The organism is [Bacillus] selenitireducens MLS10 (assembly GCF_000093085.1).
Lineage (GTDB): Bacteria > Bacillota > Bacilli > Bacillales > Salisediminibacteriaceae > Salisediminibacterium > Salisediminibacterium selenitireducens.
This window is the reverse complement of sequence record NC_014219.1, coordinates 2,425,631-2,440,644: the sequence shown is the minus strand read 5'-3', so window position 1 is coordinate 2,440,644 and position 15,014 is coordinate 2,425,631. Positions and strand designations below refer to the sequence as shown.

15 protein-coding genes are annotated in these 15,014 nt (G+C 46.2%); 8 read left to right on the top strand and 7 right to left on the bottom strand.

What is annotated here, in order from left to right:
- Positions 1-5: 5 nt before the first annotated feature.
- Positions 6-1,811 carry an aldehyde ferredoxin oxidoreductase family protein gene (locus BSEL_RS11290; RefSeq protein ID WP_013173144.1) on the top strand — a complete coding sequence of 602 codons (1,806 nt, stop codon included), beginning with the start codon at positions 6-8 and terminating at the stop codon, positions 1,809-1,811.
- A 77-nt stretch (positions 1,812-1,888) separates the two neighbouring features.
- On the opposite strand, the gene BSEL_RS11285 is transcribed toward BSEL_RS11290, so the two are convergent.
- Together BSEL_RS11285 and BSEL_RS11280 are read right to left on the bottom strand one after the other, a co-directional pair.
- Positions 1,889-2,158, bottom strand: coding sequence for a hypothetical protein (locus BSEL_RS11285; RefSeq protein ID WP_013173143.1), 270 nt, complete (start codon positions 2,156-2,158; stop codon positions 1,889-1,891).
- 5 nt (positions 2,159-2,163) lie between these two features.
- Positions 2,164-2,448, bottom strand: a complete 285-nt coding sequence (locus BSEL_RS11280) for a ubiquitin-like small modifier protein 1 (RefSeq protein ID WP_013173142.1) — start codon at positions 2,446-2,448, stop codon at positions 2,164-2,166.
- 157 nt (positions 2,449-2,605) lie between these two features.
- Between BSEL_RS11280 and BSEL_RS11275 the strand changes: the two genes are divergently transcribed.
- From BSEL_RS11275 to BSEL_RS11265, 3 genes are all read left to right on the top strand, one after another.
- Complete coding sequence (locus BSEL_RS11275) at positions 2,606-4,111, top strand: phytoene desaturase family protein (RefSeq protein ID WP_013173141.1); 1,506 nt, start codon at positions 2,606-2,608, stop codon at positions 4,109-4,111.
- Entirely contained in the window at positions 4,108-5,568 is a 1,461-nt protein-coding gene (locus BSEL_RS11270) for a phytoene desaturase family protein (RefSeq protein WP_013173140.1), read from the top strand. The genes BSEL_RS11275 and BSEL_RS11270 overlap by 4 nt, the downstream gene beginning before the upstream one ends.
- Positions 5,569-5,655: 87 nt before the next feature.
- Positions 5,656-6,507 (top strand): phytoene/squalene synthase family protein, encoded by an 852-nt coding sequence (locus tag BSEL_RS11265; protein ID WP_013173139.1) that lies wholly within the window; start codon positions 5,656-5,658, stop codon positions 6,505-6,507.
- 53 nt (positions 6,508-6,560) lie between these two features.
- On the opposite strand, the gene BSEL_RS11260 is transcribed toward BSEL_RS11265, so the two are convergent.
- Genes BSEL_RS11260 through BSEL_RS11245 form a run of 4 tightly spaced genes read right to left on the bottom strand, consistent with a single transcriptional unit; the run spans position 6,561 to position 10,649 of the window.
- Positions 6,561-8,030, bottom strand: coding sequence for a phytoene desaturase family protein (locus BSEL_RS11260; RefSeq protein WP_013173138.1), 1,470 nt, complete (start codon positions 8,028-8,030; stop codon positions 6,561-6,563).
- Entirely contained in the window at positions 8,027-9,139 is a 1,113-nt protein-coding gene (locus BSEL_RS11255) for a glycosyltransferase (protein ID WP_013173137.1), read from the bottom strand. The genes BSEL_RS11260 and BSEL_RS11255 overlap by 4 nt, the downstream gene beginning before the upstream one ends.
- Positions 9,136-9,870 (bottom strand): lysophospholipid acyltransferase family protein, encoded by a 735-nt coding sequence (locus BSEL_RS11250; RefSeq protein WP_013173136.1) that lies wholly within the window; start codon positions 9,868-9,870, stop codon positions 9,136-9,138. The genes BSEL_RS11255 and BSEL_RS11250 overlap by 4 nt, the downstream gene beginning before the upstream one ends.
- Positions 9,867-10,649: a carotenoid biosynthesis protein gene (locus tag BSEL_RS11245; RefSeq protein WP_013173135.1), complete on the bottom strand. Its 783-nt coding sequence runs from the start codon at positions 10,647-10,649 to the stop codon at positions 9,867-9,869. The genes BSEL_RS11250 and BSEL_RS11245 overlap by 4 nt, the downstream gene beginning before the upstream one ends.
- A gap of 101 nt (positions 10,650-10,750) precedes the next feature.
- Between BSEL_RS11245 and BSEL_RS11240 the strand changes: the two genes are divergently transcribed.
- From BSEL_RS11240 to BSEL_RS11230, 3 genes are all read left to right on the top strand, one after another.
- Positions 10,751-11,473, top strand: a complete 723-nt coding sequence (locus BSEL_RS11240) for an SDR family NAD(P)-dependent oxidoreductase (RefSeq protein ID WP_013173134.1) — start codon at positions 10,751-10,753, stop codon at positions 11,471-11,473.
- Positions 11,474-11,543: 70 nt separating this feature from the next.
- On the top strand, positions 11,544-12,419 hold the full coding sequence (locus tag BSEL_RS11235) for a Cof-type HAD-IIB family hydrolase (protein WP_013173133.1): 876 nt from the start codon (positions 11,544-11,546) through the stop codon (positions 12,417-12,419).
- A gap of 113 nt (positions 12,420-12,532) precedes the next feature.
- Complete coding sequence (locus tag BSEL_RS11230; protein WP_013173132.1) at positions 12,533-13,060, top strand: PTS sugar transporter subunit IIA; 528 nt, start codon at positions 12,533-12,535, stop codon at positions 13,058-13,060.
- Positions 13,061-13,126: 66 nt separating this feature from the next.
- On the opposite strand, the gene BSEL_RS11225 is transcribed toward BSEL_RS11230, so the two are convergent.
- Positions 13,127-13,957: an undecaprenyl-diphosphate phosphatase gene (locus tag BSEL_RS11225; RefSeq protein WP_041582443.1), complete on the bottom strand. Its 831-nt coding sequence runs from the start codon at positions 13,955-13,957 to the stop codon at positions 13,127-13,129.
- A 349-nt stretch (positions 13,958-14,306) separates the two neighbouring features.
- Here BSEL_RS11225 and BSEL_RS11220 point away from each other — a divergent pair, with 349 nt between their 5' ends.
- Entirely contained in the window at positions 14,307-14,966 is a 660-nt protein-coding gene (locus BSEL_RS11220) for a peroxiredoxin family protein (protein WP_177304832.1), read from the top strand.
- Positions 14,967-15,014: the final 48 nt, after the last annotated feature.

Sequence of the window (15,014 nt, the reverse complement as noted above, 5' to 3'; positions counted from 1 at the left end):
ATGTAATGAATTTAGGCGGTTATAAGAATCATGAAGCCTGGGTTAATCTCACAGATGGCAAAGTCGAGTATCGTGAACTGAATGAGGAGAATGTCAGAAAGTACGTTGGCGCACGGGGACTTGGTGTCAAGTATATGGTGGATCATGGCATTTACGATGTGGAACCTTATTCACCGGAGAATATGCTTGCTGTCATGACAGGACCATTGACTGGTACACGTATTCATATGAGCGGACGTTTATGTACGGTCACCCGTTCCCCTCTGACAAATACGGTAACAGATTCCCATATGGGAGGCTGGACAGCTGCCCGTTTAAAGTGGGCGGGTTTTGACAATCTCATTTTTACTGGTAAGAGCGATAAGCCGGTCTACTTATACGTGGAAGATGGTAAGGCGGAACTCCGTGATGCCGGTGATCTTTGGGGAAAAGGCGTGCACGCGACGGTTAAAGAACTTGAAGAACGCTACGGAAGCAAAGATACTAGTATCATGACCATCGGTCAGGGCGGGGAGAACCTCGTTAATTATGCCGGTTGGATGAATGAAGATGACCGGGCATCCGGTCGTGGCGGAACCGGCGCAGTTGCGGGATCGAAGAAGCTGAAAGCGATTGTGATCAAAGGGGCTCAAAAAGGCAATATGCCAAAAGCGGCGAATGAAGATGATTACAAAGTGGCGGTAAAAGCGGGCTTAAAAGCCATTAATGAAGGCGCACTAACCGCTCCGAACAAGGGTGGTCTTTCCGTATATGGAACGAACGTCCTCATGAATATCATCAATGAGTCAGGCGCTCTGCCGACAAACAACTCGATGACAACCGTATCTGAACATGCAGAAGGTGTCAGTGGTGAAACCATCCGCGAAGAGATTCTCGTCGGTGAACCGACCTGTCACGCTTGTCCGGTTGCCTGTAAGAAAGAAGTTGAAGTGGCGGACGGTAAGTATAAAGTGAAGATGGAAAGCTTTGAGTTTGAATCTGCATGGGCTCTTGGTCCAAACTGTGGAACCGGTAACAAAGAAGCGGTTGCTTATATAATTGACCGCTGTAATGATTACGGTATCGACACCATTGATTTGGGTCACGTCTTCTCTGTTACGATGGAAGCTTATGATAAAGGTCTCATCGATGAAGGGATCGAATGGGGCGACGTTGATACAATGATTGAATGGATTGAAAAGATCGTCAAGCGTGAAGGCATGGGTGACATCCTTGCACAGGGACCTGGACCGACTGCAGAGAAATTCGGTAACAAGGGACTTGCTATGGTAGTGAAAAACCAGGGAATTCCGGCTTATGATCCACGTGGTATTCAGGGAATCGGACTTGGCTATGCGACAAGTAACCGTGGTGCATGTCACCTGCGCGGGTACACCGTATCTGCCGAAATTGCAGGCCTGCCTGAACCGGTAGACCGGCTGGAAGTCAAAGGGAAAGGTGAGCTCCTGAAAGTATTCCAGGATCTTCATGCCTTCTCTGATTCCCTTGATCTTTGTAAATTCTCTGCGTTCTCAGAAAATGCGGACCTCTATGCGCAGCAGTACAGCGCAGTTGTCGGTATTCCTTTAACCGGCGATGACATTATGGAGATCGGAGAACGCGTATACAACATCGAGCGGTATTTCAATAATAAAGCAGGCTTCGACGGCAAAGATGACAGATTGCCGGATCGGTTCCTGAAGGAAAAAGCATCCGGGAACTCCGAAGGCTCTGTTTCTCATCTCGATGAAATGCTTGCGGAGTATTATGCAGCAAGAGGTTGGAAAGACGGCGTCGTTACCGAAGAAAAGAAAAAGCAAATGCAAATCTGAGCTAACGGCAAGCCCCCTTTACCAGACAACGGTATAGGGGGCTTATTTGGGTTTGATTCTGAATGATTCCACGTGCATCATCCGCCGGCACGGAATGTTTTCAAACGCAGTTTTTTCAAGACGTCCTGATGGGCCTCTGCAGTGGCTCCTTCAACAGAAAGTTTGACGACAGGGATTTCTGAATGCATAAACTCAAAGGATGTCTCCGGCTGAATTTCAGCCTTCCAGTCATTATGCTGAACATAGGTCACATCGTCACGCTCCTCCGAAACAGTACCCCCCATCTCCTGAAAATAGATGATGATATCCTTCCGGTGGATGCCTCGGAACTCCAATTCCTCCATCATGTGCTTTACCCCCCTGCAACCGGAGGAAATAAGGCAAGCTCATCTTCCGGTTTCACAATTGTCTCAAGTCCGTCGAGATGAATCACATTTCTCCCGTTGATGAAAACATGAACATGTTGCCGGATTTGACGCTCTTCAGTGAACAGCTCTTCATGCATAGCGGGAAAGCGTTCAATCAGTTTGTCGAGCAGATGGTCAATGGGTTCATTCTCATTGTAAGCAATGGAGACGGTTTTTCCACCGCAGATTTCACGGAATGTAGCGAATACTTTAAATTCTTTTTCCATCATGTTCACCTCTCTTTTCTCTATTATCGCTGTTTTCGAAGCAAAACTGCAAGAGAAAACATCACGTAAATATGTATAACTTTTGTTTATTGGATATGCAGATTGGGTATAATAACTGAGACATAAAATACCATGGAAACGGTCGTTGAGGTGATACACAGTGAAAAAACAAACGATTGCAATAATAGGAGCCGGGCCTGGCGGACTTGCAGCCGGCATGCTGCTTGCTTCAAGAGGTTTTGATGTTCAGGTGTTCGAGAAACAGTCGTACATAGGAGGACGGACGTCATCCTTTACCGAACGGGGATACACATTTGACCTGGGCCCCACATTCTTCAGCATGCCTCATATACTTGAAGAGGTCTTTGAGGCAGCGGGGCGCAGCCTGCATGACTATGTAACATTGACAGAGCTTGAGCCGATGTATTCTTTGGTCTTTCATGACACTACTGTCAGGGCGTCGCGAGACCCGGAAACCATGAAAAAAGAAATCGCGCACCATTTTCCTGGAAATGAAGAGCATTACGATCGATTCATGTCGGATACACGGAAAAAAATGAATGCATTGACCCCTGTATTGCAGAAAAAACACGACCGCCTGACCGACTATCTCGCTCCAAGAAGTCTGAAGGCTGTTCCGGAGCTTGAACTCGGTAAAAGTCTCTACGACGTCCTCAGTTCCTATTTTGATGATGAGCGGCTGAAGCTCTCTTTCACTTTCCAGTCCAAGTACCTTGGAATGTCACCGTGGGAGTGTCCGGGCGCATTCAGTATTCTCTCGTATATGGAACATGAATGGGGCGTGTTTCACCCGAAAGGCGGTCTCAATCAACTGACAAAAGCCATGGCAAAAGTGATTGAAGAGCATGGTGGGAAGATCCATCTGAATAAAGGTGTGAAAAAACTGCTGATCGATGAGTCGAAAAAAGTACATGGTCTGATCCTTGATTCAGAAGAGACGCTGAAAGCCGATCACGTAGTGATGAATGCAGACTTCGCGAAAGGCATGGAGATGCTGATTGATAACAAGATGAGAAAATCTCACAAGGATGAAACGCTGAAGAAGAAAAAGTATTCCTGCTCCACATTTATGATATATGCAGGAATCGATATGCCGGTCAATCTCGATCACCATACGATCCTGTTCTCCGACAATTACAAGAAAAATGTGGAAGAGATCACTAAGAGCAAAATTCTCTCCGATGATCCTTCGATTTATATTCAAAACGCGTCCGTGTCCGATCCTACTGTTGCTCCTGCCGGTAAATCGGCATTGTATATTCTGGCGCCGGTACCGAACAATTTTTCGGAGATTGACTGGGAAAAAGAAAAAGAATCTTTCCGAAAACTGGTTTGGGACCAAATTGCCGAGAAAACGGGCATTGACGACTTACAAGCACATATCGAATTTGAAGAAGTGCTGACACCGGACGACTGGGAAAATGAGAAGTATGTGTACAAAGGCGCAACTTTTAATCTGGCGCATAATCTGGGTCAAATGATGTTCTTCCGTCCTCACAATCAATATGAGGAATTTGACGGATTATGGCTGGTTGGCGGCGGAACTCACCCCGGCAGCGGGCTCCCGACCATTTTTGAATCCGGGAGAATTACAGCTAATCTGATCGCAGATTCCTATAAACAGAAAAAGGGTGTGAGTGTATGAAAACAGCGATCATCGGCGGCGGTATTGGAGGGATCATCACGGCTCTTTACCGGGTGCAGCGCGGTGAAGAAGTGACCATCTACGAGAAGCAGTCAAAACTTGGAGGGCGCCTTGGCTTTGTGGAGCAGTCGGGCTTTAAAGTGGACGAAGGCCCGACGATTGTGCTGTTGCCGCAAATGATCCGTGATATTCTTGAAGAGGTTGGGGTTGAACCTGACGTTGTCGATATGCAACAGGTGGATCCTGTATATCCCCTCCACTTCAAAGACGGGACAAGCTTTTATAAATACAGCGACAAGAAAAAACAGATCGACGAAATTTCCCGACTGTTTCCTGGGGAGGAAGACGCTTTCCTCTCATACATGTCTGATATGAAAGACCGCTATGAGAAGGGAAAGGCAGCATTTCTCGACAGGGATTTCGTGAAGAAAAATGCGTTCTGGTCGAGAAGCAATTTAAAAACACTCATGAAACTGAGGGCTTATCAGACGGTAAAGCAACAGACAAAAAAGTATTTCAAGCATGATAAATTACAGGAATCCTTTGCACTCCAAACCCTCTACATCGGGGGCTCGCCGGAATCGACCCCGGCCATCTATTCACTTGTTCCCTTCAGTGAACATGAGCATGGCATCTGGTATATCAAAGGCGGCTATGCGAAACTCGCCGAGGTACTGACAGACATCCTGATTGAACGGGGTGTTACGATCCATTGTGATACTGAAGTGGAAAAGATTTATTTTGAGGGAGACACGGCCGTCTCGCTAGAAACCGGTAACGGTATGGTCCTCTTTGACCGTTTTATTTTAAACGGTGATTTTCCGGTCGCAGAAAAGCTGGTTAATGGAGATACACCGTCCAGGCAATATACGCCTTCAGCGGGCTGCGTGCTGATGTATTTCGGTTTGAATGAACCGCTCGATGTCCAGGACGTTCACCAGTTTTACATGGGAGAAAATCTCGATGAACAGATGAAAGAAATCTTCGATAAACATAAACTGCCCGAGGATCCGTCATTTTATGTGTTTAATCCTTCGATCATTGATGATAGCCTCGCTCCGAAAGGCAAAAGTGTGGCCTATGTACTGATTCCGGTTCCGTCGGCTTCTTATGTGTCTGAAGACGCGTTTCAATCGTTTGCAGAACGGATGTATGGCGAGTTGGAAAAACGTGTTGACGCCCGGTTGAAAGAAAAAACGGAGTGGATGAAAATCCGTACCCCATACGACAGCATGAGAGAAGGACTTTTTGACGGAGGCAGCTTCGGTCTCGCGCCGACACTTTTCCAATCCGGCGTATTCAGACCACAGGTACAGCCTTTTAAATACAACAATGTATATGCAGTGGGGGCATCCGTTCATCCTGGAGGCGGGGTGCCGATTGTTATGCAGGGGGCAAAGGTTTTATCTTCGTATCTTGATCGCCAGGGGGCGGAAGACAAAGCTGGTCACATGTGACGATTCTGACAGAAGAGTCATTTATCTGTTAATTATCGGAGCGGATGTGCTAAAATAAATGTTGAATTCACGTAAGGAGGGCACATTATGGATGTGAACCAGGCCTATCAGGCGTGCAGACAAATCATTGAACATCATTCCAAAACATTTGCCAAAGCATTTAATCACTTACCGAAAGAAAAACGGGAAGGTGTCTGGGCTGTCTATGCCTTTTGCAGGCTTGCTGATGATATTGTGGACGAGGGAGAGAATCCTGAAGCGGAGCTGAAAGCATTTAAAGACGATTTTGATACATTTGTCGCGGGGGATATTCCGGAACAAACGGCACTGTGGATCGCCTTGGACGATGCTTTTAAACGTTTTGATTTTGATCATACGCCCTTTTATGACATGATTAAAGGCCAGTACATGGATTTGACAAAAAAACGCTATGAGAGCCTTGATGAGGTTCTTACATACTCTTATCATGTCGCGGGTACTGTAGGACTGATGCTCTTGCCGATCCTTTCACCGGACAAGAAAGAAGAACTCTACGACAGTGCGGTTTCTCTCGGTTATGCAATGCAAATCACGAATATTTTGAGAGACGTTGGGGAAGATTTGGATCGCGACCGGATCTATCTGCCACGTGAAATTCTGACTAAACACGGCTATACGATTGCCGATCTCGAGAATCGCGTGCTTGACGACCGTTTTATTGCCATTTGGGAAGAACTTGCGGAGATCGCGGAAACCCATTACTTAAAAGGCACTTCAGAGCTGAATCTTTACCCGCTGTTTGCCCGTTTACCGGTCAAAGCAGCAGCATCCTTTTACAAAGCCATTCTGAATGCTGTTCGGCGTAATGGCTATCAGGTTTTTCATGAGCGGGCTTATGTCACGCAGGATGAAAAAGCAAAGATTATTGAAACGTCCATAAATGAGAGCCATGCACGGTGAGAGGATCACCGGCATGGCTCTTCTTTACTTTGCAGGCTGGCATTTATACCCGTTCACGAAGACGGATGTTCTTTTTTGATCAGATCGGCAACATTTTTTCCACTCAATACAACCATGGGTGACCCTCCGCCCGGATGCGTGCTACCTCCGGCGAAATAGAGATTGGATACCTCTTTTGAGCGGTTAAATGGTCGCAAGAACGTGTCCTGATGCCGATTAGATGCGATGCCGTAAAGTGCTCCGCGGAATGCGTGGAACCGGGAGTGTATATCTGCCGGGCTGACAACCTTTTTATCAATCAGGTGGGGTGCAATGTCAATGCCTTTGTCTTTCAGCCGCTGGAAAATCCGTGCCTCCGTTATGTCCGGGGGCTCTGCGAGAGTGCCGTCTTTTTGCAGTGGCGGTGCATTGACAAGAATAAACAGATTATCTCCATCCGGTGATATTTCCGGATCAGATTTGGAGGAGGTACATATATAAATGGTTGGATCTTCAGAATAGGTCTGGTGTTGAAAGATCGCTTCGAACTCCGCTTTTGGGTCCTTTCCAAAGAAAACATGGTGATGGTGAAGGTCGAACCTGGTATCGACAGCTGCCATGATCACAAAAGCAGAGACAGACGGTTCAGTACGATTGACTTTTTTTCCTGGATTCCCATGGATAATCCGGTCTGCCTGGGTGAGTAAATCCCCATTCAAAATAAAGACGTCTCCATTGAATTGTTCACCATCCGTTGAATGAACAGCAGTCAACGCACCTCCGCTTAAGGATGAGGAACTGATTTCTGTATCGGTCCTGATCTCAACGCCAAGGTCCTTGGCAGCTTGTGTCAGCCCATCTGCGATGGTGTGATTACCTCCTTTTGCGTAAAAGACACCCTGTTCCATTTCCAGATGACCGATCAATCCGAATGTTGCGGGTGTCTGATAGGGAGAGGACCCAATGTAAGTGGCATATCGGTTAAAAGCGGCAACGATCCGCTCATCTTTAAAGAACTTCCGATGGAAATGGTCCATCGTCTCAAGGGGACGGGCTCTCATCGTTCCCAATGTAAGCGGCAGGGATAAGTAGTCCGTCCACGAAGAAAAAGTCCTGTGGAAAAAATGCGAGTTCGCAAGGTGATACAATTTACGGACTTCTTTTAGGTACACCGGATAGCGCGAAGCGGATTCCGGGTCCCATTTTGCAAGCTCAGTCTTCATTTTAGTTTCGTCTGCATGAAACATCAGGCTGCTTCCGTCGGAAAAGACATTTTTTGTATGGCTATCGAGACGTTCAAATGTAAAATAGTCATCGGGGTTCAGCCCGGCGTCCGAGAGAACGTTCGTAAATACATGGGGCATGGTAATGGTATTAGGACCGAAGTCAAACATGTGATTGCCAATTTGGACTTTATGGAGCTTGCCACCGGGTTCTTTGTTCTTATCAATGAGAGTGACGCTGTAGGATTGCGATGCGAGGCGGATCGCGGCAGACAGTCCACCCAATCCGCCTCCGATTATAACAGCTTTTTGATGTGTCATGAGTAAGTTCGCCCCTTCCAGGTAAATCCTTTTTGTGCGAGTCCAAGATACATGGAATAGAAAATCAGAGCACTTAATAACAGCATCGATACCGGCATGAATAAGCCAAGCCACCATTTTTGGCGGCTCATCACGTCAATGCTGATTTTGATACTGATGGTCAGAAGCAATGGGATGAAAGAGACGAACAGGCCCGTAAAGAGACCGTGAAGAGCAAAAAATACCGGTGATACAAAGGTGCCTGCATAAAATAAGACAAGCAACAGGGCCAATATCGGATTTCTTCCTATACCGGGGTAAATGTTTTTGGAAAAACCGTTCCAGACTTCCTGATTCGATTCGTACATATGGCAGGTTACGAGTCTTGTCGGATTGACAAGAAGCGAATTCCATCCGGCTTTTTTGATCGCTCTCGTAATATGAACATCCTCGACGAGCGACTGTTTGACAGCCTCATGACCACCAGCATCCAGATAGGCCTCTTTGCGAAAAAACATAAAGGCACCGTGAGCAGCAGAGGCCATGGGCCATTTCGTGAAATTAGCAAACATCACAGGAAGATGCAGGTGAATAATCACGTGTTGAAGAGGGACGATCAAATGGCCGAGAATCCCTTTCAGTGGATAGTTTGGAAAGCCGCTTAAGAGGCCGGTCTCAGCTTTCATGAGTGAGATCGACTCCTGAACGGTTTCCGGCTCCAGTCTGACATCAGCATCGACAAACAGATAATAATCTCCCTGTGCATGTTTTGAGAGTTGATGACAGGCATGTACTTTTCCAACCCAACCTTCAGGAAGACCGGTCCCTTTAATGACGGAAAAACGAGGGTCCTGATCGATTGCCTCTTCAAGGATAGTTGCAGTCTCGTCTGTTGAACCGTCATCGATGATGACAATTTGCAGCGCGTCATAATCAAGCTGTTTCAAACTGTCAATGCAATCCGCAGCATGCCGTTCTTCATTTCGCATGGGAACGAGGATGCTGACCAGGGGTTGATCAATATTTGCATGCCGGTTGCCATCTTTGTGATGTTTCATGACCGGCAGAAGAGAGCCGTTAAACAGAACCCAGACTTGAATGATGACAAGGATCCACATCACAATGATCATTGATTCAGCCTCCTCTTTACTGCAGACGTAAACGTTTCAAGGCGGTCTCCTACCCCTGGCTTACCTCGTAAAAGGGTAACGAAAGCATCGTCATCATTGTCCATTGCGGTTTCTTTCAGGACGTCGAGCTGAGCGGTCATACGCTCTTCATAATAAGCTGTCCGTTCTGTTTTGGAAAGATCCGGTCGAAAAGACAGCGGTTCACCAATATGAACGAACCATTCCGGACGCTGATGATGAAAGAAGTGATGATAAAAACTGATGGGTACAACTTTGACGTGCGGAGATTTTTCCTGAATGAACGAAGCGCCGGGCATAAAGTCGAGTGGGCGCTGGTCAATATGTGTTTCCTTTCCCTGCGGGAACAGAAATACAGAGGTTCCCTGATCGAGTTTCCGGGCGGTGTATTTCAGTGATGTCAGAATAGCTCTTCGGTTACTCGCATCGATGGAATATGCACCGAGCTTTCTGAAAAAAGGAAAACGTTCAAGTCCGTTTTGATCCATCATGGCAATCCCGTCTTTTTTTAACCAGACCTCATTCACGTAAAACAGCAGCAACGGATCCCACCAGGAAGAATGATTTATGAGAAAGAGTGAGGAATCTGGAATCCGGTCCGGGTGAATGGACGTTTTTGACAGGCCAATATGATGAAAGGATTTCTTTAACAGGTGCAGATTATAAACGTGAAAGAGTTTGACAAATTTAGGGTCGCGTGCAGCTTCGATCATGCTGTACGCCCCTTCATGACAAAGTAAAGCAGCGTATAGATTACAGTGAGGACAGATGTAAGCCCGACTGCAAGAAACAGGCCATTAACAGCGGCCACAATAATAAACATGATCATCATCATGTTATAGAGGACAACCATTCGTATCTCCCAGAAGGAAGAACGGATATTGGTCCAGCCTCTTGAGCGGTGGAAAAAGACATAGAGAATCAGATGCAGCACAAAGGACAAAATAAACCAGCCGTAAAAGTTGGAGAAGGGAATATCATAGTAAAATCCGCCTTCATTCCAGACCCAGTACTGTTTAACATCGTAGGCTACAGGATCAATGATTAAATCCAGTGACGTTGCCACAAGGGCACCATACAGTGAGTAGACGAGCCATCGGAATGAGGTGATGTACTTGGTTACCGGAGCCGCCAATACGTGGGATGTACCGAGAACCATCACCCATGCAAAGCCGATCGTAATCGGGACACCGGCAACTTTGGGACCGAAATCTGTCATATAGGAATAATCGCCGAAAAACAGACCCGTATGGACGCCGAAACTCTCGATGGCCATGGACAGAACGAAAATGATTGAAATTGTGATGATGCCGGGGATCATGGCGTGACTTCTGTAAAAAAACATCATCGCGATCAATCCGGATGTTATGAGGAAGACAACATTCGCCCACTCAAGCCATGGGGGAACGAGGTCGAAAGAAAGAAGAACAACACCAATGCTGTACCAAATAATGAAAAAGAGAAACAAACGCCGGTCAAATGTATGTATCATGAGACACCTCCTGTAATCTACTTGAATTATAGCTCAGAGTGGAAATGTTGTACAATAAACTGCTAACCTGTATGTAACGACAAAAAGCAGGAGTGAAGACCATGAAACAGAAACATGCATTAGTTACAGGTGGTGCACAGGGCATTGGAAAAGAGCTTGTGAAAGCATTCCTCGAAGCAGGGTATCGCGTCACGACAATCGATCGCCAAGCGAAGCCGGAGTGGGTGAAGAACGAAAGCGCGGGATTGACTTATCTGCAGTGTGATCTGGCGAGCCGGACGGAGCTTGAGGGAGTTATGGCTGAAATTGATCAGTCTGAAGAAGGAACAGTGGATGTTCTGATTCATAACGCGGGACTCTCTTCTTTCGTTCCTTTTGGCGAGTTAACCATCAATACATGGGATGAAATCATGAACACCAACGTTCGTTCCGGTGTATTCTTAAGCCAGCACGTCAGTAAACGCATGCCGGAAGGTGGGAGAATTATGCTGATCGCATCGACTCGGGCAGGTATGTCCGAGCCAGGAAGTGAAGCCTACGCGGCATCCAAAGGTGCCATTCGTTCGGTAACACATGCCTTGGCTGCGAGCCTTCAGGACTACAGGATCACCGTGAACAGTATCAGTCCCGGCTGGATTCATACAGGAGACAGGGATGGTCTGAGAGCAGTTGATCATAAGCAGCATTTCTCTAAACGTGTGGGGAAACCTGCAGATATCGCGAGGATGTGCCTGTTCCTGGCCGATGAGGACAGTCAGTTTATCAACGGTGAAGACATTGTCATTGATGGCGGAATGACAAGGAAAATGATCTATGAACACTGAATGTGATACAATGAACCATTCAATAATAAAAGAAAAGTCCAGTGACAGGTAATGAAGGAGCGAACAAGAGATGAAGAATATACGATTAATTGCATCAGACATGGATGGCACGTTGCTGAAAGACGGATGGCGCATTTCAAAGACCAATGTGGAGGCAATCAAGCAGGCAGAAGCAATGGGTATTACTTTTATTGCTGCAACAGGCAGAGATTATTTTGAGGCGAGCGGGCCTCTTAAGGAAGCGGGGTTATCCATTCCCATGGTCTGTGTCAATGGAGCGGATGTCAGGAACCCGGATGGCTCATGCATACACCGACGGTCGATCGATGACAGCTTGCTTTCCTCCATACAAGCTGTCTTGGAAAAAGAACGGATTTATTATGAACTGTATACATCAGAAGGAGCATTTACGAACAATAAAGCCGAGGGACTCGATCTGGTTGTGGATCTGCTTTTGTCTTCCGGCGATTTCTCGTCCGAAAAAGATGCAAAAGAGCTTGCCCAAATGCGGTTTGATGCAGGAACGATCCGGGTTGTCGACAGTTACAGTGATCTTCCTGGAGACCGTGATCCCGATGTTCTGAAACTCCTGGCTTTTTCTAACGATGAAGCGAAGCGCGAACGTATTAAAAAAGAACTTGCCTTTCTGGATGTGGCTGTCAGTGCTTCTGCCAAAGAAAATCTTGAGATCACACACCGAGATGCCACGAAAGGTCATGGAGTCTTGAAAATGGCTAAGCGTTTAAACATAAAACCGCATGAAATCATGGCCATTGGGGATAATTTAAATGATTTATCCATGTTTGATGTTGCCGGAACCGCTGTAGCAATGGCGAATGCAGGTGAAACGGTAAAACAGGTGAGTGATATCCTTACCCGTCGTAATGACGAAGATGGTGTCGCTTATGTGGTGGATCAGGTTCTTACTGCAAGGTCAGACGTTTAAATAAGCACTTGGCGGGAATAGAAATAAAGAGAGTACAGAAATGTTTACAAATTCACATTTCTGATATAAAGTATAGTTGTATATACAAATTGAGAGAGGACAGGTGAACACACATGCTTAAGAAATTATTCGGAAAGGGCAAGAAAGAGCCTGTAGAAATGCCTGAGGCAGATGGGAAAGACGTATTAACAGCGTATGCCAATGGAGAAGTCGTATCATTATCCGAAGTTCCGGATCCGACATTTTCTGAAAAAATGATGGGAGACGGTATTGCGATTAAACCAAGTGAAGGCGCGATCTACGCACCTGTACATGCTGAAGTTGTACAAATGTCTGACAGTATGAAGCACGCGGTCGGTTTGAAGACGGTGAATGGTGTCGAACTGCTCATTCATATTGGTCTTGAAACCGTAGCGATGAAGGGTGAAGGATTTAAACAGCTGGTCAAAGAAGGAGACAAAGTTGCAAAAGGTGAGAAGCTGATCGAGTTTGACCTCGATTTAGTTAATGAGAAAGCGGAAAGCACCATTACACCTATGGTCATCACGAATGCCGATGATGCCGTCGCTTCAATGGATAAGCACGAAGGCATGGATGGCATTGCCGGCGAAACGGTAGTTCTCGAAATTACAGCAAAATAAATCCTCTATAACGTTTGAATGCATCAAAAAATCCGGACCTTTTAAACAGGTTCCGGATTTTCGTGTTTAGACATCCATCACAGTGGAAGGATCAATGAAAAGAAGAACGAGAGCGGCAATAACAAAACAATAGATGGCAAAATAAATCAGTCTGCTCTTTTTTAAAAAGCTGATCAGCCAGATAATCCCGATGACGGAGAAGATAAAGGTCACAATGAATGAGACAAACAAATTCAGTATACCGATATGATTGACCATATCTGCTGTAAAGTCGCCCACTGCAAGAACGGTCGATCCGAGGATCACCGGGATGGAGAGGAGAAAGGAATAGCGGACGGCTGTTTCACGATCGAGACCTGCCAACAGTGCCACAACGAGGGTAGCGCCGGATCTTGAGATCCCGGGTACGACGGCGAGCGTCTGACCGAGCCCCACGATTATGGAATCTTTTACTGACATGTCTTCTTCTTTACGCTGGCCGTACTGATGGAACCGTTCGATAAAGATGAGAGACAGCCCTGTAATCGTCAGTGCCCCTGCAATAACAGCCGGTGTTTTAAAGGCATCCCCGAAAAAATCATTCAGCATCACACCGAGTCCGCCGGTGATTGCAGTTGCAATCAGAATATAGACTCCAAAGAAAAATTGAGTGCGATGCTCCTTTGAACGATGGAGAATGAAGAGAACAAACCCTTTGATTACGCTCCATAAATCTTTCCAAAAATACATCATTACAGCAAGAACAGATGCAATATGGAGAAAAATTTCAAAGGACAAACCTGGAAATGTATAGCCGAAAACGAGTTGGGTAATGACAATATGTGCCGTACTCGATACAGGCAGAAACTCGGTTAATCCCTGAACGATCCCGAACACAATTGCTTCAAATAACGTCAAAGTCATCTTCCTTTCCTGTTGATTGATCAATAGATACCATAGAACAGTGTACCAAAGTTGGAGGGGGCATTGTGTTACAGTTTTGTAAATACCGGAAAAATGCTTGCAGGTATTATCGAATGTGAAATTACTTTATCGCGGTGTCAAGCGCTTGTCATTCCCGATCATTACGTCTACGATAGACAGAGAGAACTGCAAGTAACAGCAATGGACCAGTTGTTCATAAATATTGTACTCCTGAATATCCGGTCAGGTATTTGCGGTTTACTGCAAGGAAATAAGTTGAGGCTATCTTGTAAAGAGGGGGGCGAAGGCTGTTGCATGAATCATGCTGAACAGTCTGGAAACTATGAATATAAAAAAATGGATGTCTGTCCTGATACTGATTGGAGCCGTGTCGGTATCGGTTTATCTGATTGTGGATTCAAACCGGGAAGCATCACAAAATGATGCCCTGGAGTCTTACCTTGAAAGTAACGGGATAGAACGTGAGCCTGCCTCTGAACTATCGCTCATCGATGAGTCGGAAGGTGAAATGACTGATGAAACAGGGCTCTCGCCTGGTTACATGGCTCCGGATTTTGAACTGGAGACCCTTGAAGGGGATCTCGTTAGTTTGAGTGATTTTCAAGGTGATTTTGTTATTTTAAATATGTGGGCTTCATGGTGTGGACCCTGTCGGAAAAAACTGCCTGATTATGTACAGTTTCATGAAACCTATGCCGAAGAAGCAGGCGATCCTGTGACGATTCTAGGCATGAATATGACATCCACTGAACACAGTATAGAAGGAGTCGCAACGCTGGCGGATGACTTCGGTCTTCCATTCCCGGTGGTTTTGGACCCGGATGGTGTCATACGTGAGGAGTATGAGGTTCTTGTGACACCAACCACTTATATGATCGATCCGGATGGGAGAGTTGTGGTCAGACGGCAGGGTTATTTTGATTACGGAGATCTTGAGAACTACTACAGGCAAATCGTTCGGGAATATGATTCTGAGTCATGATGGACAGCAGATAAATGCCGCAACGAAAAAACCGGGAGAAGGCATGGT